At 60.2% G+C, this 20,481-nt stretch carries 19 protein-coding genes and 1 pseudogene; 6 read left to right on the top strand and 14 right to left on the bottom strand.

Annotation, left to right across the window (positions count from 1 at the left end):
* Positions 1-13: 13 nt before the first annotated feature.
* Together AB4Z52_RS07820 and AB4Z52_RS07815 are read right to left on the bottom strand one after the other, a co-directional pair.
* Positions 14-1,285: a L,D-transpeptidase family protein gene (locus AB4Z52_RS07820; RefSeq protein WP_442217585.1), complete on the bottom strand. Its 1,272-nt coding sequence runs from the start codon at positions 1,283-1,285 to the stop codon at positions 14-16.
* A gap of 102 nt (positions 1,286-1,387) precedes the next feature.
* Positions 1,388-2,680 carry a DNA polymerase IV gene (locus tag AB4Z52_RS07815; RefSeq protein ID WP_442217353.1) on the bottom strand — a complete coding sequence of 431 codons (1,293 nt, stop codon included), beginning with the start codon at positions 2,678-2,680 and terminating at the stop codon, positions 1,388-1,390.
* Positions 2,681-2,758: 78 nt separating this feature from the next.
* Here AB4Z52_RS07815 and AB4Z52_RS07810 point away from each other — a divergent pair, with 78 nt between their 5' ends.
* Positions 2,759-3,337, top strand: coding sequence for a GNAT family N-acetyltransferase (locus AB4Z52_RS07810; protein ID WP_442217352.1), 579 nt, complete (start codon positions 2,759-2,761; stop codon positions 3,335-3,337).
* An 11-nt stretch (positions 3,338-3,348) separates the two neighbouring features.
* Here the strand turns inward: AB4Z52_RS07810 and AB4Z52_RS07805 are convergent, their stop codons facing one another.
* Positions 3,349-3,993 carry a hypothetical protein gene (locus tag AB4Z52_RS07805; RefSeq protein ID WP_442217584.1) on the bottom strand — a complete coding sequence of 215 codons (645 nt, stop codon included), beginning with the start codon at positions 3,991-3,993 and terminating at the stop codon, positions 3,349-3,351.
* Entirely contained in the window at positions 3,993-4,301 is a 309-nt protein-coding gene (locus AB4Z52_RS07800; RefSeq protein WP_442217351.1) for a DUF3572 domain-containing protein, read from the bottom strand. Before AB4Z52_RS07800 ends, AB4Z52_RS07805 begins: the two co-directional genes overlap by 1 nt.
* Before the next feature lie 132 nt (positions 4,302-4,433).
* Between AB4Z52_RS07800 and AB4Z52_RS07795 the strand changes: the two genes are divergently transcribed.
* Both AB4Z52_RS07795 and AB4Z52_RS07790 read left to right on the top strand, forming a co-directional pair.
* Positions 4,434-4,805 (top strand): response regulator, encoded by a 372-nt coding sequence (locus AB4Z52_RS07795; protein ID WP_056537711.1) that lies wholly within the window; start codon positions 4,434-4,436, stop codon positions 4,803-4,805.
* Positions 4,806-4,821: 16 nt separating this feature from the next.
* Positions 4,822-6,195 (top strand): PleD family two-component system response regulator, encoded by a 1,374-nt coding sequence (locus AB4Z52_RS07790; RefSeq protein ID WP_442217350.1) that lies wholly within the window; start codon positions 4,822-4,824, stop codon positions 6,193-6,195.
* Positions 6,196-6,941: 746 nt separating this feature from the next.
* On the opposite strand, the gene rpmG is transcribed toward AB4Z52_RS07790, so the two are convergent.
* From rpmG to topA, 6 genes are all read right to left on the bottom strand, one after another.
* Positions 6,942-7,109, bottom strand: coding sequence for a 50S ribosomal protein L33 (rpmG, locus tag AB4Z52_RS07785; protein ID WP_018900182.1), 168 nt, complete (start codon positions 7,107-7,109; stop codon positions 6,942-6,944).
* Between the two features lie 93 nt (positions 7,110-7,202).
* Complete coding sequence (locus tag AB4Z52_RS07780) at positions 7,203-8,387, bottom strand: MFS transporter (RefSeq protein ID WP_442217349.1); 1,185 nt, start codon at positions 8,385-8,387, stop codon at positions 7,203-7,205.
* A 10-nt stretch (positions 8,388-8,397) separates the two neighbouring features.
* Complete coding sequence (locus AB4Z52_RS07775; RefSeq protein WP_442217348.1) at positions 8,398-9,087, bottom strand: NUDIX hydrolase; 690 nt, start codon at positions 9,085-9,087, stop codon at positions 8,398-8,400.
* Positions 9,084-9,557 (bottom strand): DUF983 domain-containing protein, encoded by a 474-nt coding sequence (locus AB4Z52_RS07770; RefSeq protein ID WP_442217347.1) that lies wholly within the window; start codon positions 9,555-9,557, stop codon positions 9,084-9,086. The genes AB4Z52_RS07775 and AB4Z52_RS07770 overlap by 4 nt, the downstream gene beginning before the upstream one ends.
* Positions 9,558-9,591: 34 nt before the next feature.
* Positions 9,592-11,964 (bottom strand): ribonuclease R, encoded by a 2,373-nt coding sequence (rnr, locus tag AB4Z52_RS07765; RefSeq protein WP_442217346.1) that lies wholly within the window; start codon positions 11,962-11,964, stop codon positions 9,592-9,594.
* Positions 11,964-14,627, bottom strand: a complete 2,664-nt coding sequence (topA, locus tag AB4Z52_RS07760) for a type I DNA topoisomerase (RefSeq protein ID WP_442217345.1) — start codon at positions 14,625-14,627, stop codon at positions 11,964-11,966. The genes rnr and topA overlap by 1 nt, the downstream gene beginning before the upstream one ends.
* A gap of 259 nt (positions 14,628-14,886) precedes the next feature.
* Here topA and AB4Z52_RS07755 point away from each other — a divergent pair, with 259 nt between their 5' ends.
* The gene (locus tag AB4Z52_RS07755; RefSeq protein ID WP_442217344.1) at positions 14,887-15,102 is read left to right on the top strand and encodes a hypothetical protein; all 216 of its coding nucleotides are present in this window, start codon (positions 14,887-14,889) and stop codon (positions 15,100-15,102) included.
* On the opposite strand, the pseudogene AB4Z52_RS07750 reads toward AB4Z52_RS07755, so the two are convergent.
* From AB4Z52_RS07750 to AB4Z52_RS07735, 4 genes and pseudogenes are all read right to left on the bottom strand, one after another.
* Positions 15,076-15,255: pseudogene (locus tag AB4Z52_RS07750) on the bottom strand (DNA-processing protein DprA); the annotation flags it as partial. The gene AB4Z52_RS07755 and the pseudogene AB4Z52_RS07750 sit on opposite strands and share 27 nt — an antisense overlap.
* A gap of 68 nt (positions 15,256-15,323) precedes the next feature.
* Entirely contained in the window at positions 15,324-15,941 is a 618-nt protein-coding gene (plsY, locus tag AB4Z52_RS07745; RefSeq protein WP_442217343.1) for a glycerol-3-phosphate 1-O-acyltransferase PlsY, read from the bottom strand.
* Positions 15,942-15,969: 28 nt separating this feature from the next.
* Positions 15,970-17,259, bottom strand: a complete 1,290-nt coding sequence (locus AB4Z52_RS07740) for a dihydroorotase (protein ID WP_442217342.1) — start codon at positions 17,257-17,259, stop codon at positions 15,970-15,972.
* Entirely contained in the window at positions 17,256-18,212 is a 957-nt protein-coding gene (locus AB4Z52_RS07735; protein ID WP_442217341.1) for an aspartate carbamoyltransferase catalytic subunit, read from the bottom strand. The genes AB4Z52_RS07740 and AB4Z52_RS07735 overlap by 4 nt, the downstream gene beginning before the upstream one ends.
* A gap of 180 nt (positions 18,213-18,392) precedes the next feature.
* Here AB4Z52_RS07735 and AB4Z52_RS07730 point away from each other — a divergent pair, with 180 nt between their 5' ends.
* Positions 18,393-20,051, top strand: a complete 1,659-nt coding sequence (locus tag AB4Z52_RS07730; protein ID WP_442217340.1) for an acyl-CoA dehydrogenase family protein — start codon at positions 18,393-18,395, stop codon at positions 20,049-20,051.
* A gap of 119 nt (positions 20,052-20,170) precedes the next feature.
* Complete coding sequence (locus tag AB4Z52_RS07725; protein ID WP_442217339.1) at positions 20,171-20,479, top strand: GNAT family N-acetyltransferase; 309 nt, start codon at positions 20,171-20,173, stop codon at positions 20,477-20,479.
* Positions 20,480-20,481: the final 2 nt, after the last annotated feature.

The raw sequence follows: 20,481 nt of genomic DNA, 5'->3' as shown, positions 1-20,481 counted from the left end.
GGTCGCTTGCAGCTCAGCCCTTCTTCGAAGAACCGCCGTTCTTGGTTATGGTGATGAAATCCGTGCCGTCGCCAGTCTCGGGCCCGACGCCCGTGTCGGAGATGGTGAGCGACGATCCGGCAGTGAGCAGGTCCTCGATCTTCCGGCGCGCATCGTCTGGAATGGTGATCCTGTCGAGCGCATGATCGGCGGCGTTGAGCGAGTTCGATTGTTCCTCGCTGGTGATGCCCAACCGCTTCATCGCCTCGCGCGACAGATCGTTTTCGAGCGTCACGCTGTACCATTCGGCTTTGCCCTCTATCTTGTCGACGTCGTGGGCGGTGAAGAAGTGGGTTCCGAGCGCCTGCTCCGGCTCTGCGATCATGGCAGGCGCTTCGAAAACCGGCCTGAAACCCTGGCGTACCATGACAGTACCGTTCGGCGGCTCTCCCTTGCCGGCAATGTCGTAGACTGCTTTCATCAGCGCGGCACTCACCAGCCCGCCGGTCGCCGTCACATTGTGCGCTTTCTTGAAATTCCCGATCGCCTGTACCGTAGTCGGTCCAAGCATCCCATCCGGCATGCCCGCGTCGTAGCCCATGCCGCTCAGCAATACCTGAAGATCGCGCACGTTGCCGCGCAGGTCACGGCGGGTGATCAGGATGCGCAATGGCGCTTGATCTATGAGTGTTGGCTGACGCGTCGCGGCAGGAACCGGCAGCGACGCAGTGTCATTCGTCGCCACCTCGATGGGCTCGCTCGCCTTCAAAAAGATGGAATTCGTCGGCCGCAGTTCGAGACCGGAAAACAGCGGCATGTCGAGCGCCGAGACAGGCGGATGAAACAGCGTTGCGTGCTCGATCGGTTGTGGCACGACCGGCTGGTTGGCTATGACCACATGCACGCCGGGCTCGGTCATCTGGTAGAGCTTTTGCGCAAAGGATTTGGGCATGCGAACGCAGCCATGCGAGGCCGGATATCCCGGCACGAAACCGGATTCGTGCAGCGCAATGCCGGACCAGGTCAGCCGCTGCATAAAGGGCATCGGCGAATTCGAATAGATGTTGGAAGCGTGATAGCGCTCCTTCTCGAGGATCGAGAAGATGCCGTTCGGTGTCGAGTGGCCTTGCTTTCCCGTCGAGATCTTAGAGGTTGCCACCACCTCGGCGCCGTCATAGACGGCGAGCGACTGCCGATCGGTGGAAACAACGATCTGCAGCGTGCGCGCCGCATCCGTTGCAAACGCAGGCGGGGTAAGGGCCGTGGCCGAGAGCAGGCCTATCCCGAAAAGAAGACGCAACATGATGACATACCAAAACGCAATACTCGTGGTTTGACGTTAGACATGGAAGTTTAAGGAAGGCTTGAAGGAACGCGACACATGGCCAAGCGCCCAAGATAGGGCCGGTCAGCCGTCGCGCTTGCCACTGCCGAACGTATAGCCGGTCTCGACCGTCTTGTTGCCGAACTTCTCGCGCAGCTTGTCCATTGCGGCTTCGGCTGCCGCGCGACGCGCCGCCTTTTCATCGACGAGATCGGGCGGATCGGCACACGCTGCGTCGCAGAGATCGGTAACGCCGATGCCGATCAGTCGGAATTTCGTGCCGTCTGTCTCGCTTTCAAGCAGCCGCAGGCCGATGCGGAAGATCCGGTCTGCGAGTTGCGTCGGGTCCTCGAGCCGTCGATTGCGGGTCCGGCTCTTGAACTCCGAGGTCTTCAATTTCAGCACTACGGTCTGTCCGGCAATTCCGCTCTTCTTCAGCCGCCGCGAGACTTTTTCCGAAAGGCTGCGCAGGATCGGCACAAGCTCGTCATGCTTGGAGATGTCGTCGAAGAATGTGGTCTCGGCCGAGACGCTCTTGGCCGGGTCATTGAGATGAACGTCGCGGTCGTCTATCCCACGGGCGAGCCGAAAGAGCCGCTGGCCCATCGTGCCGTAGCGGCGCATCAGGTCGCCTTCGTCCATGGTCTGCAGCTGGCCGATGGTGCGGATGCCGTCGCTCTCCAGGGTCGCAGCAAACGCCTTGCCGACGCCCCATATAGTCGTCACCGGTCTCGGCGCCAGGAAAGCGACGGCCTCCTTACGGCCGATGACGGAAAAACCGCGCGGTTTGTTGAGATCGGAGGCAACCTTGGCGAGAAACTTACAGTAAGAAAGGCCGATCGAGACGGTAATGCCGATCTCGCTTTCGATGCGCCGGGCAAATTTCGCAAGGATCCGGGCAGGGCGGTCCTGATGTAGGCGTTGGGTGCCGGCAAGTTCCAGAAAGGCCTCGTCGATCGAAAGGGGCTGCACCAGAGGCGTCAGCTCCTGCATCATCTGACGCATCTCGCGCCCGACGCGGCTGTATTTCTCCATGTCCGGCCGAATGACCACCGCCTGAGGACAGGCTTCGAGCGCCTTGAACATCGGCATGGCAGAGCGCACGCCGTGAATGCGCGCGATATAGCAGGCAGTCGATACGACGCCGCGTTTGCCCCCACCGATGATCACGGGTTTGTCGGCAAGCTCCGGATTGTCGCGCTTCTCGACGGCAGCATAGAACGCATCGCAATCGATGTGGGCCAGCGTCAGATCGTTGAGTTCGCGATGATAGACCAGACGTGGGCTTCCGCAGGCGCGGCAACGCTGCCGAACCGCCGGCTGCTCGCTGAGGCAATCGCGGCAGAAGCCGGGTGTCTTGTCGGTCGCAGTCGTCATCTTGTGAGAACAAATGTTGAACATCCGTACTTTATGCCCTATGCCTGAGACTCTCAAGACGGGAGAAAGGAGTTTGGTGTGGAGGAACTCAAGACGCTGGCGCTGACGCCGGATCGCTGGGGAGATTTCGAGAGGCTCTTTGGTCCAAGCGGCGCCTGCTATGGCTGCTGGTGTACCTATCTACGCATTCCCACCTCAGAGCGAAAACTGATGGACGGCGAGGCAAAGAAGCAATTCATGAAGGGCCGCGTGGTTGCAGGATCGCCGCCCGGAATTCTGGGCTATATCGGCGAACGGCCGGTTGCCTGGGCTCAGGTTGGTCCGCGCGCCGAGCTGCCGAAATGGAATTCGTTGAAAACCGTCTCAAGGCCGATAGACCCGGAGGACGCGGCTGATCCGTCCGTTTGGGCGGTGAGCTGTTTCTTCATGAGTGCCCGCGATCGCGGCAAGGGCTATAGCCATAAAATGCTGTCGGCTGCGGTCGAATACGCTAGGATATCAGGTGCGCGTATTGTCGAGGGATGTCCGATCGAGCGCACCAAACAATCGAAGTCGGTCGGCCTCTGCGTCGGCTCTCTCAGGATTTTCGAGGCGGCTGGATTTTCGGAAGTGGCAAAGCGCAAGGAAGGTCGCCCGCTGATGCGGCTGGTATTGTGACCCTGGCACCCTCAGACGGCAATATGGGCGGCAACCAGCGCCGCCGCGTGGTTCCAGTCGCTCGCTCGCGTAATCTCGGCGTCCGCCGCTGGGGCAAACCGCTGAACGGTCGAAACGGGTACCAGGTGGATCAGTAGGCAACCGTCTACGTGGTCACGAACCGAATGAAGATTGTGAGCCATGTCGTCGATGAAGGCGACTGGCAGGGTGCGACCTTGGTGGAGCGCCTTAACGACAGGTCCCTTCGGCTGTTGCGTGGACAGCAGGGGAAAGGCGAAGCCAAGCCTGTCGAGAAGCCGGCGTCTTCTCTGGTGGAACTGCGGTGGCATGGCGGTGAGGAAAACAATGTCAGCATCGGCCGAGAAAGTATGAAGCTTCTGCGCCACCAGATCGAATGGCGTCTGCCATTGATCCTGCGCCTCGAAGAAGCCTTCGATCAGCGATGAGACGCCGCTGTCTTCAAGCGGCTTCTCATCGGAACCGGAGACGATGTTGCCATGAAGCCGGAAGGAGCGGGGCAGGAATCGGTAGCCCCGGCTTTCCACGAATGCCTGAAAGGGAGTTATGAATTGCAGAACAACGTCATCGACATCGCAAATGACCAGTGGCCTGTTCCGAAGCGAAACATGACCAAGGTCAAATATATCGGCCACGATCAATACTCTCCGGAGGATAGACCCGGCGGCGAGAAATGCGCCGAGGCTGCAGCCACCGTTTCGGGCGCTGTGCCGGTAGCGTCGCAGAAAGCCATGAGTGTCGGCTCGTGGTTCATCAGAAAGTCCAGCATTCCCGCGAGAAAGCCGCTATCGTTGACGGCGCCGCGAACCTGTCCGGCTTCGATCCCGGTCAAAGCGAGAAAGCGGCCGAACATGTCGGGCTCATTTGCCAGCCACCCAAGGACTGCGACGGCGGTGTCCTGCGGATCGGCAGAAGATATCTTCGACTTCTTGAAGTTGCTTTGCATTTTGGACGGTGAATTACCTATTTCTCAACCAAATGCCGATAGCGTCAGGCTCTCGGATTTATGGAATCGGTGTCTTCGCGACCTTATATTTTCGGTTGGCGGATTCAAGACCGGTCATAAGGACAGTATATCATGCCCAAACAAGTGATGATCGTCGAAGACAATGAGCTTAACATGAAGCTCTTTCGCGATCTGATCGAGGCGTCCGGTTATACGACGATCCAGACCCGCAACGGCATGGAAGCGCTCGAACTAGCCCGCAAGCACCGGCCAGATCTCATCCTGATGGACATCCAGCTCCCGGAGGTTTCCGGGCTTGAGGTGACAAAATGGCTGAAGGAGGATGACGATCTTCACGTCATTCCCGTCATTGCCGTGACGGCCTTCGCGATGAAGGGAGATGAGGAGCGCATTCGCCAGGGCGGCTGCGAAGCCTATGTCTCCAAACCGATTTCCGTCCCCAAATTCATTGAAACGATCAAGACCTATCTGGGCGACGCCTGAGCGTCGAAAAGGACTTATGACCGCGCGAATTCTTGTGGTTGACGACATTCCCGCCAATGTGAAGCTGCTCGAAGCCCGGCTGGTCGCCGAGTATTTCGACGTGCTGACCGCTGACAATGGGCGCGATGCCTTGAACATTTGCGAGGATAGCCAGGTCGATCTCATCCTTCTCGACGTCATGATGCCCGGCATGGACGGTTTTGAGGTCTGCGAGCGGATAAAGGCCAATCCGCGCATCTCGCATATTCCCGTCGTCATGGTCACCGCCCTCGATCAATCCGCCGACCGCGTCCGCGGTCTCAAGGCGGGCGCCGACGATTTCCTGACCAAGCCGGTGAACGATCTCCAGCTCATTTCGCGTGTGAAGAGCCTGTTGCGCCTGAAGACGCTGAGCGACGAATTGCGGACCCGTGCAGAGACGGCGCGCACTATCGGCATTGAGGACGTACTGCGTCTGGGCGAGGGGCGTTCGGAAGAGAGTGCGCATGTGCTCCTCGTCGATGGGCGCGCCAGCTCGCAGGAACGGATCATCAGGGCGCTGAAGCCCATTGCCGAGGTCACGGCGATGTCGGATCCGCAGGCGGCGCTGTTCGAAGCGGCCGAAAGCGCCTTCGAGCTCGTCATCGTCAATTCAAACTTCGAGGATTACGATCCGTTGCGGCTCTGCTCGCAGCTCCGTTCGCTCGAGCGGACGCGATTCCTGCCGGTCCTTCTGATAACCGAGCAGGGCGCCGACGAGATGACCGTCCGGGCGCTGGAGCTTGGCGTCAACGACTATATCGTCCGCCCCGTCGACGCCAATGAGCTCGTTGCCCGTTGCCTCTCGCAAATCCGCCGCAAGCGCTACAACGACCGCCTGCGCGCAAGCGTCCAGCACACGATCGAGCTTGCCGTTACCGACGCGCTGACCGGTCTCAACAATCGCCGCTATCTCGACAATCACCTGGCCGTCTTGTTCAAGCGCTCTTTGATCCGTGGCCGCCCACTCTCTGTGCTGATCACCGACATTGATCGCTTCAAGGCTGTGAACGACACTTACGGCCATGACGCAGGCGACCAGGTGCTGAAGGAATTCGCATCCCGCATTCGCTCGACGGTTCGCGGTGCCGATCTCGCCTGCCGCTATGGCGGCGAGGAGTTCGTGGTCGTGATGCCGGACACGCCAGGCGAAGTTGCCGCGAGCATCGCCGAGCGCTTGCGAATGGCGGTCGAGACCGTACCGTTCACGTTGCGCGATAGCGGACAGGTTCTCAACGTGACGGCTTCTTTCGGCATATCGTCCCGCATCGGCACGGTGGAAACCGCCGACCAGCTCATCAAGCAGGCTGACTTGGCGCTTTACGCCGCGAAAAACAGCGGACGAAATCGGGTAGTCGCGGCAGCGGCCTAGTAAAATTGATAGGTTCGACGGGTCCCCTCGAACAAAATTCGAGGCTTTTTTTATCGCCGTCGCAAAACTTTATTTTCCCGGTTTGGGTCGGCGGCAAAGACTGAGCGATAGACGCCTGCGATACAATATCGGCGCCTGAAACTCAGAATATTCCGCGTCCCCCAGCGTCAACAACTTCTCCATGGCTGATTTTCGAGAAAAATACTTAAAAGTGCGAGAGGCTTTAGCAAGTAATACAGGGATTGTTACGGATAATTCGTAAGTAAACTAAAGATTTCAAAATTCGGTAGAAAAATATTGCGGTATATCCAAAGATATATTTTATAGTCTCTCTATTGTTCCTCATATTTTCGACTTGAAATTGTAGCTTTGCGTTTGACGTGACCTGTGCCAAGGCGGGAATTTTAACCATAGAACAAGGCTTCGCGGCCCTGTCGTTAAGAATCTGTTGATTTTAATTGGTTTTCGGTCAAATTTATAACCATATGAGGACAAGCCCCGCAGAAGGGCAAAAGCTACCCCATGATGCTCAGGTCCGCCGCATCTCCTGGGTCGTGGGGTCGGCCGGTTAGTGAGCATACCTACGCGGTTCCTCGTGCCGCTTGCAAACTAGCCGGCCCCCTATTGAAAACGCCGCCTTCCAATGGAAGAGCGGCGTTTTTTCGTTGAATGACGAAACTGCCGGCAAAGGAAAAGGGCGCAATCCGTGCGGACGCGCCCCTTGAAAACAAAAGCCAACCAGGATCTTACTTGATCTTGGTTTCCTTGAACTCGACATGCTTGCGAGCGATCGGGTCGTACTTCGTCTTGGTCATCTTGTCGGTCATCGTACGGCTGTTTTTCGTCGTAACGTAGAAGGAACCGGTGTCGGCTGTCGACAGCAGCTTGATCTTGATTGTTGTAGCCTTGGCCATGGTCGTCCTGCCTTTAAGAAAAATGATTCCATGGACGTCCGATCCGGGTCCACGGCTAAATCTGGCGCGAAATTACAAATCGCGCCCGAAAAGTCAACCCCTCTTCCCCATGAACAGCAGCCGGATCGCGGACAGGACGACATAAAGTCCGAAGAAGCCGGCGATACACCAGGCAAAACCGTTCGCCCCTGATATGTCGATCGCGCTGCCGATCGCCTGTGGACCGGCAACCGTGCCGACGGCGTAGCAGAAGACGAAGGCGGCGTTCGCAGCGGCAAGGTCGGGGCCGGTCAGGCGCGATCCGAGGTGGCTGAGCCCAACGGTGTAGAGCCCGGAAACGCAGCCTCCCCAGAAAAGCAGTACAGCTGCCATCAGCAGCCAGTTTGTCGCGAGAAACGGCAACAGCAATGCGCCGACGAGGCCCATGCAGGCCATTGCCGTCAAAAGCGGGCGCTTGTCGGAAAGCCGGTCGGATAGCAGGCCGAGCGGGATCTGGAACACCACGTTGCCAACGCCCATCATCGTCAGCAGCAGCGCCGCTTGCGATTCGCCGAACCCGGAACGCGTGGCATAGATCGGGAAAAGTGCCAGGCCGCCGGCCTCGACGGCGCCGAAGACGAAAACGGCAGCCGTTGCAGTCGGCACTAGGAAGACGTAGCGCATGAAATGCAGCTCCGGCTTTTCCCCAAGAACGGGGCTCTCGTTCCTGGCGATAAAGATCGGGATGGCGGCAACGAGGATGGCGCAGGCGCCGATTGCAAAAGGCAGGAGGCCTTCGCTGCCGACAAGGGAAAAGATGAGCGGCCCCGCTGCAAAGCCGAGCGACAAGACGGTGGCATAGATCCCGAGCACGAAGCCTCGCTTGGTTGGCGGCGAGGCGGCGTTGATCCAGAATTCCGACAGGATGAAGAGCGTGGTTGTTGCGCCATGAAAGACCAGGCGCAAGGGAAACCAGAGCCAGAAACTTTCAGCATAGTAGAAGCCGAGTGCACTGACGGCGGAGAGCACGACCGCCCACAGCATCGTCGGCGCGACGCCAAATCGGTGGGCAAGCCGCGTCGTGATCGGTGCTGCGATCATGGCGGCAATGCCGGCCATGGCGGTATTGAGCCCGATCAGTGTCGAAGGGATGCCGCGTTTTTCAAGGATGATGCTGAGGAGGGGAAGGCCGAGGCCGATTGCTATGCCGACGGAAGAGATCGACGAGATTGCGGCGAAAAGCGAGGGCCAGTGAATTTCTTCGACATGGCCGACTTTGCCGTTCGTCGGTTCAGACATGAATTGATCCTTAGAGCATGTGGCGGACGAATTGCCCGCGGCGCAAGAAATAGAAAGGCACGGCAAGGCCGAATCCAAAGGACGGATCGGCCTTCATCTGATCGGCTACATCCCTCAAAACCATCTTTGTAATGTCCGGCATGTTCAGACAAGAAATGTCTCCAATGTCAAGCCATTGCAGATCAAGCAATTCCTGTGAATCTTGAATGTGGGATGGATCGACGCCGGCCTCGTCAGTGAAAGTCAGGAAGAAGCGCGTGTCGTAACGACGAGGAGATCCGGGCGGCGTGATCGCACGCGCGACGTAGCGCAGGGTCGAAAGTTCCGCTGCTTCAGGCACCCTGTTGTCGGCCGGCGATAACTCCGAGCCGAGCTGTAATCCGGTTTCTTCGGTAAGTTCCCTGATTGCCGCAAGTGCCAGTGCCCGGGCGCTGCCAGCAGTCATCGGTCGCCGGTTGGCGGCAAGGAGTTTCTGCGTCACGAGCGGATGGAGGTCGCTGGCGAACGGGCGCCGGTGATCGCCGGCGTCCCTCCGGCCACCGGGAAAGACGTAGAGATCCGGCATGAAGGTATGCATCGCGGCGCGCCTGCCGAGCAGGACGCGATTGCTTCCAAGCGACCGGTCTATCAGGATCAATGTCGCCGCATCCCTGGGTCTTCCGACCGGCGCGTGAGGCGTTGCCGCCGGTGATACCCTCACGGCTGGCCGCTTCCGTCGTCGAATTCGTCCGGCTTGTCTTCCTGCCCGCCGAACCCGTGCATCCTCAAGGCCCATTGTAGGCCGATGACGCCGCCCTTGATCGGCTGGATCACTAGCAGCGCCGTCAGCACCGTGATCGGCGCCCAGATGGCAAGCGTCGCCCACATTGGCAGATGATGCAGGGTATCCGTCAACATATAACCGCCCACGACCACATGACCGAGGACAAGAATGACCAGATAGGGAGGAAGATCGTCGGAGCGCTGGTGAAAAAGCTCTTCATTGCAGGCGGGGCAATATTCCACCGGCTTGAGGAAGGCGCGGAAAAGCCGGCCTTCGCCACAGTTGGGACAGCGGCCGAGCATGCCGCGCAGGATGGAGCGGCCGAGCGGACGGTCGGCCTCGCTTGGTTTGCCATATCTGGCAATCGGGCCGGCAATATCGGGTCCAGATCGGCTGTTCGTAGTCATTCTGTCCTCCTGCCGACCCGCCCGTAACGCCTGTCTATCTACGGCCGCGCGGTGGCCTCGTGCCGGCCTTCCGGGCAGCGCCCGCATTGCGACGCCCGGATTTATGAAACGAGCGCATCGCAGTCGGCATGTCTCGCCCGTCGCTCAGCATCTCGAACCGCAGGGCGCCCGCAAGCGGGATCGCCTCCGCAAGCCGGACCTTCACGCTGTCGCCGAGCCGAAAGCCAAGACCGGTCTTTTGTCCGGTCAGCGCCTGATGGGCCTCGTCGTAGATGAAATAGTCGTTTCCAAGCGTAGATATAGGCACGAAGCCATCGGCGCCATAGTCCGGAAGGGCAATAAACAGGCCGGCCTTAGTAACGCCGCCGACGCGACCGTCGAATTCCTCGCCGACGCGGCCGGCGAGGTGATGCGCAATCAGCCGATCGACGGTCTCGCGCTCGGCAGCCATGGCGCGGCGCTCGAAGGTCGAGATTTCGGCAGCGACGTCGTCGAGCGCGGCCTCCTCTTCAGGCGTGATCCCGCCTTCGCCAAGACCCAGCGAGCCGACCAGCGCGCGATGCACGATCAAATCGGCATAACGGCGGATCGGCGAAGTGAAATGGGCGTATTTCATCAGGTTGAGGCCGAAATGCCCGATATTCTCAGGGCTGTAGATCGCCTGGCTCTGGGACCTTAGAACCATTTCGCTGACCATCGTCTGGTGCGCGGTACCTTCCGCCTTGGCCAGGATGCCGTTGAAATTGTTGGCGCGCATGTTGCCGCCCTTGGCAAGCGGGATGCCGAGGGTCGCGAGGAATTCGCGCAGGATCTCCTGTTTTGCAAGCGTCGGGCCGTCGTGGATGCGGTAGATCAGCGGCTGCCGCTTCTTTTCCAGCGTCTCCGCGGCCGCGACGTTAGCCTGGATCATCATCTCTTCGATGAGCCTGTGCGCATCGAGCCGCGGCGGTACGACGACACGGTCGACCGTGCCATCGGGCTTTAGGAGGATCTTGCGCTCGGGCATATCGAGTTCGAGCGGCTGGCGACGATCCCGGCCCCGCGTCATCACGGCATAGGCATGGTAAAGCGGCTTCAGGATCGGCTCGAGGAGCACGCCGGTCTTGTCGTCGGGGTTGCCGTCGATGGCAGCCTGCGCCTGCTGATAAGAGAGCTTGGCAGCGCTCTTCATCATGATCCGATGGAAAGTGTGGCTGATCTTGCGCCCCTCCTTCGAGAAGGTCATCCGGACGGCGAGCGCCGGACGGTCGACGCCTTCCTTCAGCGAGCAGAGATCATTGGAAATACGCTCCGGCAGCATCGGCACGACGCGGTCGGGAAAATAGACCGAGTTGCCGCGCTTCAGCGCCTCGCGGTCGAGCGCCGAGCCCGGTCGCACATACCAGGAGACATCGGCAATCGCGACGGTAACGATGATGCCGTCTTCGTTGTCGGGCGATGGGTCCATCTCTGCGTAGACCGCGTCGTCATGGTCCTTGGCGTCAGGAGGATCGATGGTGATCAACGGCACGTCGCGCCAGTCTTCACGGCGCGACATGGTGGCAGGCTTTGCGTCCTCCGCCTCGTCGATGACCGGCAGCGGAAAGATATTCGGGATGCCGTGGGCATGAATGGCGATCATCGAGATCGCCATCTCCGAGCCCGTCGAACCGACAACGTTCAAAACCTTGGCGCGCGGCAGGCCGAAACGCCCTAGCCTGGCGATCTCGACTTCGATCAGGTCGCCGTCTTTTGCCTCGCCGACATCGCCGGGATCGATGACCATTTCCTCGCCGCGGCGCTCGACCGGCATGAGCCTGCCGCCGCCACCAGGCGTTTCGCGAAAGACGCCGAGCGTGGAAAGGCGGCGCTTGTCGAGAACCTTGATGATGCGCGCGGTATAGGCCGGGCCGCCATGGTGGGAGGCGGCAAAGATCTTCGCAAGAATACGGTCGCCAAGCCCTGCGACCGGTGCCTTGCCCTTGCCGTTGCGACCGGCAGGAGAGGAGGATTGGCGGATGGTAACGGCGGGCGCGACACCGGCATCCTCAGGCCATTCCGCCGGACGGCCAATAAGCTCGCCGTCCTTGTCGCGGGTGGTGATATCGAGCACCGTCACCGGCGGAAGCGCCCCCGGCCGGATCAGGGACTTGCGGTTTTTCTGCAGCATGCCTTCTTCTTCGAGGTCCCGAAGAAGATCCTTGAGCTCGACGCGCTGCTCGCCCTTCAGCCCGAAAGCCTTGGCAATCTCGCGCTTCGAAGCCTGCTGTGGATGATCCGCGATGAAGCGTAGGATGACCTCGCGCGGTGGCAGCACACCATGAATAATGCTGAGCGGCTCCACGGCCGGAACATCCGCTGATGCACGGGAATGCCTGCCCGCGCGCGGGCCGGTTAGGGGAGTTTTGCCGCGCGGTTCTCGGGTCACTATGCGCTCTTCTTCACTGTCTTCGCGACGGGTTTCTTTACGACCTTGGCTTTCGGCTTCGCCGTCGCTTTAGCTGTCTTGGTCGCAGCGGCCGCCACCTTGGCTTTGGCCGGGGCCTTCGCCCTTGCCTTCGTGCCGCTGGGCTTGCCGCTCTTTTCGACGATCAAGGCCAGCGCCTCTTCGACCGTCACGCTTTGCGGATCCTTGCCCTTCGGCAATGTCGCGTTGACCTTTGCCCAGTTGACGTAGGGGCCATACTTGCCGTCACGGACTGTGATCTTGCCGCCATCCGGATGGTCTCCGAGGTCCTTCAGTGCCGCCGGCGTGGAGCGTCCGCCGCCCGGGCCCTTGGCCTGCTTTTCCGCAAGCACGGTGACGGCGCGGTTGAGCCCGACGGTAAAGACGTCCTCGACCGTTTCTAGATTGGCGTAGCTGCCGTCGTGCAAAAGGAACGGCCCGTAGCGGCCGATGCCCGACGAGATCATCTTGCCGCTTTCGGGATGCTTGCCGATGTCGCGTGGCAGTGCGATCAGCGCCATTGCCTTTTCATAATCGATATCCTCCGGCTTCCAGCCCTTTGGCAGCGAGGAGCGTTTGGCTTCCTTGCCGTCGCCGCGCTGAATATAGGGTCCGAACCGGCCACTGCGCAGCGTCAGTTCCTCGCCGGTCACCGGGTCTTTGCCGAAGCTCTTCGGTTCGTTGAGGCCCGATGCCTCCGCCTCCGCACCACCTTCGGACGAGAGCTGGCGCGTATAGTTACAGTCAGGATAGTTCGAGCAGCCGACGAACGCGCCGTACTTGCCGAGCTTCAGCGAAAGATTGCCCGTGCCGCAGACCTGGCAGATGCGCGGATCGCTTCCGTCTTCGCGTTTCGGGAACACGAGCGGCGCCAGCGTCTCGTTGAGCGCGTCGAGGACATTGGTGACCCTGAGCTCTTTCGTATCCTCGATCTGGGCGAAGAATGCCGTCCAGAATTCGCGAAGCACGTCTTTCCAGTTCAGTTCGCCGGCCGAGATGCGGTCGAGCTTTTCTTCGAGATCGGCCGTGAAGTCGTATTCGACGTAGCGCGTGAAGAAGCTTTCGAGGAATGCCGTGACCAGTCGGCCCTTCGAGTGCGGTACCAGCTTGCGCTTGTCGATCGTTACATATTCGCGGTCGCGCAGTGTGGCGAGCGTAGCGGCATAGGTCGAAGGCCGGCCGATGCCGAGTTCTTCCATCTTCTTGATCAGCGTCGCTTCCGAATAGCGCGGTGGCGGCTCGGTGAAATGCTGGGTCGAGTTGATCTTCTGCTTTGCAAGGTTCTCGCGGGCGTTGATCTCGGGCAGGCGGCCGTCTTCGTCGCCATCGTCGCTCTGCTCGCCATCTTCCTTCTGATCGGTATATGCGGCGATGAAACCGTCGAAACGGATGACAGAGCCAACGGCGCGAAGCCCGGCTTTCTCGCCACTTTTGTCGGCAAGGATCTCCACGGTCGTCCGCTCGATCTCGGCCGAGGCCATCTGGCTGGCGATGCCGCGCTTCCAGATCAGGTCGTAGAGGCGCAACTGGTCGGCATCGAGATACTGGCGCAGCTGATCCGGCGTGCGATTGAAGTCGGTCGGACGGATAGCCTCGTGCGCTTCCTGCGCGTTCTTGGCCTTGGTGGCATAGAACCGGGCCTTCTCGGGTAGATAGCGGTTGCCGAACTGGTCGACGATCGCGGCGCGCGCAGCGTCGATAGCCTCCGGCGCCATCTGCACTCCGTCGGTACGCATATAGGTAATGAGACCGACGGTTTCGCCGCCGATGTCGAAGCCTTCGTAAAGCCGCTGTGCCACCTGCATGGTGCGCGAAGCGGAAAAGCCGAGCTTTGACGACGCTGCCTGCTGCAGTGTCGAGGTGGTGAAGGGCGGGCCTGGATTGCGTTTGACCGGCTTCGCCTCGACGGTATCGACCACATAGCTTGCGCCCTCGAGCAGGGCCTTCAGCTTGGCTGCATCCTCGCCGTTGCCGATCGCTCGCGGCTGCAACCGTTTGCCATTGGCTACAACCAGGCGGGCCTCGAATTCGTCGCCGCGCGGCGTCTTCAGCAAGGCGGAGAGGTTCCAGTATTCCTCAGTGATAAAGCGCTCAATCTCGGATTCGCGGTCGCAGACCAGCCGGAGCGCCACGGATTGTACGCGTCCTGCCGAACGCGCGCCGGGCAACTTGCGCCAGAGGACTGGCGAGAGATTGAAGCCGACAAGATAGTCGAGGGCGCGGCGGGCGAGATAAGCATCGACCAGCGGAACGTCGATTTCGCGCGGCGCTGCCATGGCGTCAAGAACGGCTTTCTTGGTAATGGCGTTGAAAACGACGCGCTGGACCTTCTTGCCGTTGATGACGCGCTTCTTGTTCAAAAGGTCGAGCACATGCCAGGAAATCGCCTCGCCTTCGCGATCAGGGTCGGTCGCGAGAATGAGGCCATCGGCCGTTTTCATGGCGTCCGAGATATCCTTCATCCGCTTGGCAGACGCGCTGTCCACTTCCCAGAGCATCTCGAAATCCTGGTCGGGGAGAACCGATCCGTCCTTCGCCGGCAGATCGCGCACATGGCCGAAAGACGCCAGGACCTTGTACCCCGGTCCGAGATATTTGTTGATCGTCTTAGCCTTCGAGGGCGATTCCACCACTACAACATTCATCATGATTCTCTAAATATGAGGTCGCACCGGCAGGGAACGGGGCGGTGCTTTCCGGCAAAGTCCACTTTCCGGCTCTCCGACATGGACAGGGAAATCGTTTCGGTCAAGGGGGACGCGTCATTTTTGATCACAGCAATGGAATGCAATCTATAGGTGATTTACTGAGTATTACAATTTAAGATAAGCTCTCTATCGTCGTTTGTACGTTGGTGGAACAATGGTCCGGCAACGACAACCGCCGCTTCGACGGGAACGACAAATGATGCCAAAAGTCAGCAAGTTCGACGACGGTGGCACGGCCGCTGCCCGTAATAATATTGCAAATATAAGAGAGATGCTCGCAGAGCTGTGCAAGATCGCCGAGAAGGAAAGCGCCGATTTCTTCTGCTACCTGATCGAGATGGCATATGTTGAAGCTGGCGACCTCCAAGCTGGAGCAGGGTCATTTTCAGTCCAGCATCGCAACAGAAACTAATCCACCCGGATGACGATGTAGCCGTCCAGCAATATCGAGCTCCAGCAAAGCGAGATAGACCGAAGAGGCCAGAAGCCCGGTGTGGTGGATAACGTCGTCGATATCAACGGGCGTCGGTCCAAGCGCATCGGCGATCAGTGATCGCTCGCTGTCGTCTCAGTCAGGCGATCCTTTGGTTTTCCGTCAGCGCAATTCCAGTCCGTCTTCGCAGTCTGCGACCTTTACCCCTTTGCCCCGATCTTGCTTTCCCTTCCCGCTGCAAGCCGGGCGATATTGGTCTTGTGTTTCCACCATGAAATGACGGTCATGACTGCCATGGCGACCGCGATCTTGTCGGCGCCCAGTATCCACAATGCAACCGGAATGACAAGTGTTGCAACCAGTGCGGAAAGCGAGGAATAGCGGGTAACGAAGGCAAGCGCGATCCAGACGATGGCGAACGTCGCCGCCATCAGCGGCGCCAGGCCGAGAAGAACGCCGAGATAGGTCGCCACGCCCTTGCCGCCCTTGAAGCCGATCCAGATGGGAAAGATATGGCCGATGAAAGCGGCAAAGCCGGCAAGAATGCCCGCTTCCTCGCCGAAGAGGTTGTAGGCAATGAGCACCGCTGCCGTGCCCTTGAACGAATCGAGGAGGAGGGTGGCGGCGGCGAGCTTCTTGTTTCCCGTGCGCAGCACGTTCGTCGCGCCGATATTGCCCGAGCCGATCTTGCGAACGTCGCCGAGCCCGGCCATCCGGGTCAGGACGAGCCCAAAGGGGATAGAGCCCAGGACGTAGCCGATGGCAAGCGCTGCGAGCGCGATTGGCAAGGTGATCTGCCACGTCGAAATTCCGGTCATGCTGATATTCCCCACAAATATCGGTCGATCAGAGCGTGTGTACGCATTTGCCCGCCACATAGGTCGCAACGGCACGGCCGCTGAAGCGCGCATCCTCGAACGGCGTATTCTTCGAGCGTGAAAGGAGCATGTCTTTGGCGACGAGCCAAGGCTCATCGAGATCGATAAGGGTAATATCGGCCTTGGCGCCTGGTTTCAGCGTGCCGGCGTCGAGACCGAATATCTGCGCTGGTCTTGTCGACATCGCGTCGATTAGGCGCATTAGGCTGACCTGGCCGTTGTGATGCAGGCGAAGGGCTGCGGCCAGCATCGTCTCGAGGCCGACGGCACCGTCTTCTGCCTCGGCGAAGGGCAGCCGCTTGGTGTCGACGTCCTGCGGATCGTGCGACGATACGATAATGTCGATCGTGCCGTCGGCCAGCGCCTCCACCATGGCGATACGGTCATCCTCGGAGCGCAGCGGCGGGTAAAGCTTGAAGAAGGTGCGGTATTCGCCGATGTCGTTCTCGTTCAGCGACAGATTGTTGATCGAGATGCCGCAGGTGACCTTTGCGCCGCGCTGGCGGGCAAGCCGGATCGCCTCGGCGGATTCCGGGATGGAAATCATCGCCGCATGATAGTCGCTACGGGTCAGCGCGGCTATTCGGAGGTCGCGTTCCAGCGGGATTAGTTCCGCCTCTTTGGGGATGCCGGAAAGTCCGAGCCAGCTCGCCAGCAGTCCCTCATGCATCACGCCATTGGCACCGAGATGCTCGTCGCGGGTTGCGCAGGAAATCACCGCGCCGAATTCGCGGGCATAAGTCATGACGCGGCGAAGCACCTGTGTGTCGTGGATGCCGGAGTGTCCGTCCGTAAAGGCGACGGCCCCGGCCTCCCGAAGCAGACCGATCTCCGTCATTTCCTGGCCGGCAAGGCCCTTGGTAATGGCAGCGGCCGGATAGACGTTGACGACGGCCTTGTCGCGCGCCGTCTTCTTCACGAATTCGACAAGGGCGATATCGTCGATGACGGGATCGGTGTCCGGCATCATGATGAAGGAGGTGACCCCGCCGGCAGCCGCAGCGCGGCTTGCCGAAGCGATCGTCTCGCGATGTTCGCCTCCCGGTTCACCGACATGGACGCGGGCATCGACCAGACCGGGCACGGCGACAAGTCCGCTGCAATCCCTGACGACGGCGCCTTTCGGCACAGCCCGGCCCAATGCGTCCTTGCCGGCCGCAACGATGACGCCGTCTTCGACAATGATAGTGCCGATCTCGTCGAGATTGCGCGACGGATCGATGATGCGGGCATTCCTGAGGACGATGGAGTTGCTCATGCGGCCGATCCGTCGGTCCGGGGTCCCTGATTTTGCGATACTAACAGCGTCTCCATGACGGCCATGCGAACCGCGACCCCCATTTCCACCTGCTCCGCAATGACGCTCTGGGGGCCATCGGCCACCTCGGATGCGATTTCGACACCGCGGTTCATCGGCCCTGGATGCATCACCATTGCATCCTCCTTCGCAGACTTCAGCGTCTCAGCGTCGAGGCCGTAGAAGTGGTAGTATTCCCGCACCGAGGGCACGAATGCGCCGGACATGCGCTCGCGCTGCAGCCGCAGCATCATGACGACATCTGCGCCCGCCAGCCCCTCCTTCATCGAATGGAAGACTTCGCAGCCCATCTCAGCGATGCCGGCGGGCAACAGCGTTGACGGCGCAACGACGCGCACCCGGGCGCCCATGGCGTTCAGCAGTAGGATGTTGGAGCGTGCGACGCGCGAATGCAGGACGTCGCCGCAGATAGCAACGATAATGCGGGAAAGCTTGCCCTTGGCCCGGCGGATGGTCAGTGCATCGAGCAGCGCCTGCGTCGGATGTTCATGCTGGCCATCGCCGGCGTTGACGACGGAGCAGGAGACTTTCTGCGCAAGCAACGCGGCAGCCCCGGCGCTGGAATGGCGGATGATAAGAACGTCGGGGCGCATTGCGTTGAGCGTCATCGCCGTATCGATCAGCGTCTCGCCTTTTTTGACCGAGGAGTTGCCGACCGACATGTTCATCACATCGGCACCGAGCCGCTTTCCGGCCAGTTCGAACGATGCTTGCGTGCGGGTGGAGGCTTCGAAGAAGAGGTTGATCTGCGTCAGACCACGCAAGGTCGAAGTCTTCTTTTCGCGTTGACGGCTGATCTTCACCGCATCGTCGGCCCTATCGAGAAGGTAGGTGATATCCTGCTCGGTCAGGCCCTTGATGCCGATGAGGTGCCGGTGGGGAAAGAAGACCATGAACCTGCCTCTGGATGTCGTCAGGGCGTCTATAAAGAGTAGGTCTGCCAGGAGCAAGCGCGCCCTGCGGGCAACCGCACCTGTTTCCCATGCAACTTAACGCGAATCCCGCTAGATCAGGATGGGGACGAGCGGAAACTTCCAGTTTCCCTTGTCATTTTCTTACTCTAGAAGCGTCTTATGACACAATCGACCCGGACTGAAGAAACACTTGCCGATCTGAACCAGCCGAGCCTCTGGTCCGGGATAAATGCCTATCGCTCCGATCCGTTGATTGTCGATTTGACCTCCGGCCTTCCCCGGTCGATCCGCGACGACCTCGAGCAGATGGGGCGGTTCGTCACTTCGCACGAAGCGCAGGAACTGGCCCGTATGGCGAACCAGGGCGTGCCGCAACTGCGCACCCATGGCCCGCGCGGCGAACGGCTTGACGTCATTGAGTTTCATCCGGCCTGGCACGCCCTCATGCGCCGCTCGATGTCGATCGGGCTTCACTCCTCAATATGGGATCCGCAGGCCGACCCCGAGGCAAAAGGCGAGGCGCACAGGGTTCGCGCAGCCCGCTTCTACCTGACGGCGCAGCTCGAATGCGGCCATCTCTGCCCTCTGACCATGACCAGCGCCTCGGTGGCGGCGATGATGGCTGCTCCCGCCGTGCAAAAAGACTGGGCGCCGAAAATACTTTCGCGCAAATACGATTCGTCGAACAAGCCGGCGATGCAAAAGTCCGCAGTCACAATCGGCATGGGGATGACGGAAAAGCAGGGCGGCACCGACGTGCGCGCCAACAAGACAAGTGCCGAAAAGGTCAGCGAGGGGATTTACAGGCTGTCCGGCCACAAGTGGTTCATGTCTGCGCCGATGAGCGACGCCTTCATCATGCTGGCGCAGACCGGCGATGGCATGGGCTGCTTCCTGGTGCCGCGCCTGCTCGAAGATGGCTCGGCCAACGGCCTGCAATTCCAGCGGCTGAAGGACAAGGTCGGCAATCGCTCGAATGCCTCTTCAGAGGTGGAATTCAGCGATACCTTCGGCTTCCTGCTCGGCGCGCCCGACGGTGGCATTCGCACCATCCTCGACATGGTGACGCTAACCCGCCTCGATTGCGCGCTGGCCTCGACCGGCATCATGCGAGCCTCGCTTGCCGAAGCCGTCCATCACGCGCGCGGCCGCAGCGTTTTCGGCAAGATGCTCGTCCATCAGCCGATCATGACCCGTGTGCTTGCGGATATGGCGCTTGATGTCGCAGCGGCCACGGCACTTTCCTTCCGCCTGGCCGAAGCTTTCGACAAGGCGCGCGACAGCGCCGAAGAAGCAGCCTTTGCCCGCGTCATGACACCGGTTGCCAAATACTGGTGCTGCAAGATAGCCCCCGGCCTCATCTATGAGGCGATGGAGTGCATCGGCGGCAGCGGATATATCGAAGAACGCCCGATCGCCCGTCACTACCGGGAAGCGCCGGTCAATGCGATCTGGGAGGGCTCCGGCAACGTCATGGCGCTCGACCTTCTCCGCGTTCTCAACCGGGGCAGGGACCTCTTCGAAATGGTCTTTGCAGGCCTTGCCCGCGATCTCGGACCGGCCGGCAAGAAGACCATTGAGGTTCTGCGCGCCGCCATGGCGCTCTGCGAGCGCGACGAGGGAGCCGCCCGGCTGCTGATCGAGCAGATGGCGCTCGCCGCTGGTGCTGCCGAGCTTTATCGCCTCGGCGCCGGCAAGATCGCCGATGCCTTCATCGAAACCCGCCTGGCAGGCGGTTGGCGCTCGACCTATGGCATGCTCGACAGCCGTTTCGATGCCGCCTACATCGTCGACCTGCTATATCCACCGGCGACTTGAGGCTCATGCCCGACGCAACGGTGGTGACATGATCAACCTGCGCGCTGCCAGTTTTCAGATCCACCATCCAAGGCGGGCTCCTGATAGGGACAACAGACACATTTCCTGCGCACATTCTTATGCATCTGCTGACCCGCCTGCAGGGCCTTGGTATCGGGACGGCGCTGCTTGAACTGTGGTTGTCAAAGGCGCGCCTGGCGAACACAAAAGCCGTCCACCTTGGAGCCAGCCTTGCGAACGAAGGTGCGGTGCGCTTCTGGCAATCGCGTGGCTTGCGCGGGCTTGCGCTGTCGGCCGCAACCGGTCAAGCAGGACGGTATGGCTCGGTCGGTCGATCTCGACTTCAGATTGAATCCACAGCTTTAAGCCGCACGCGTCTCCGCGGCGATTGTCTCCCTGAAGCCCCACTGTTAATCACCGGTCAGTGACA

It is taken from the genome of Rhizobium sp. 2YAF20, from assembly GCF_052114685.1.
Taxonomy (GTDB): domain Bacteria; phylum Pseudomonadota; class Alphaproteobacteria; order Rhizobiales; family Rhizobiaceae; genus Rhizobium.
This window is presented reverse-complemented; position numbering and strand designations above follow the sequence as displayed.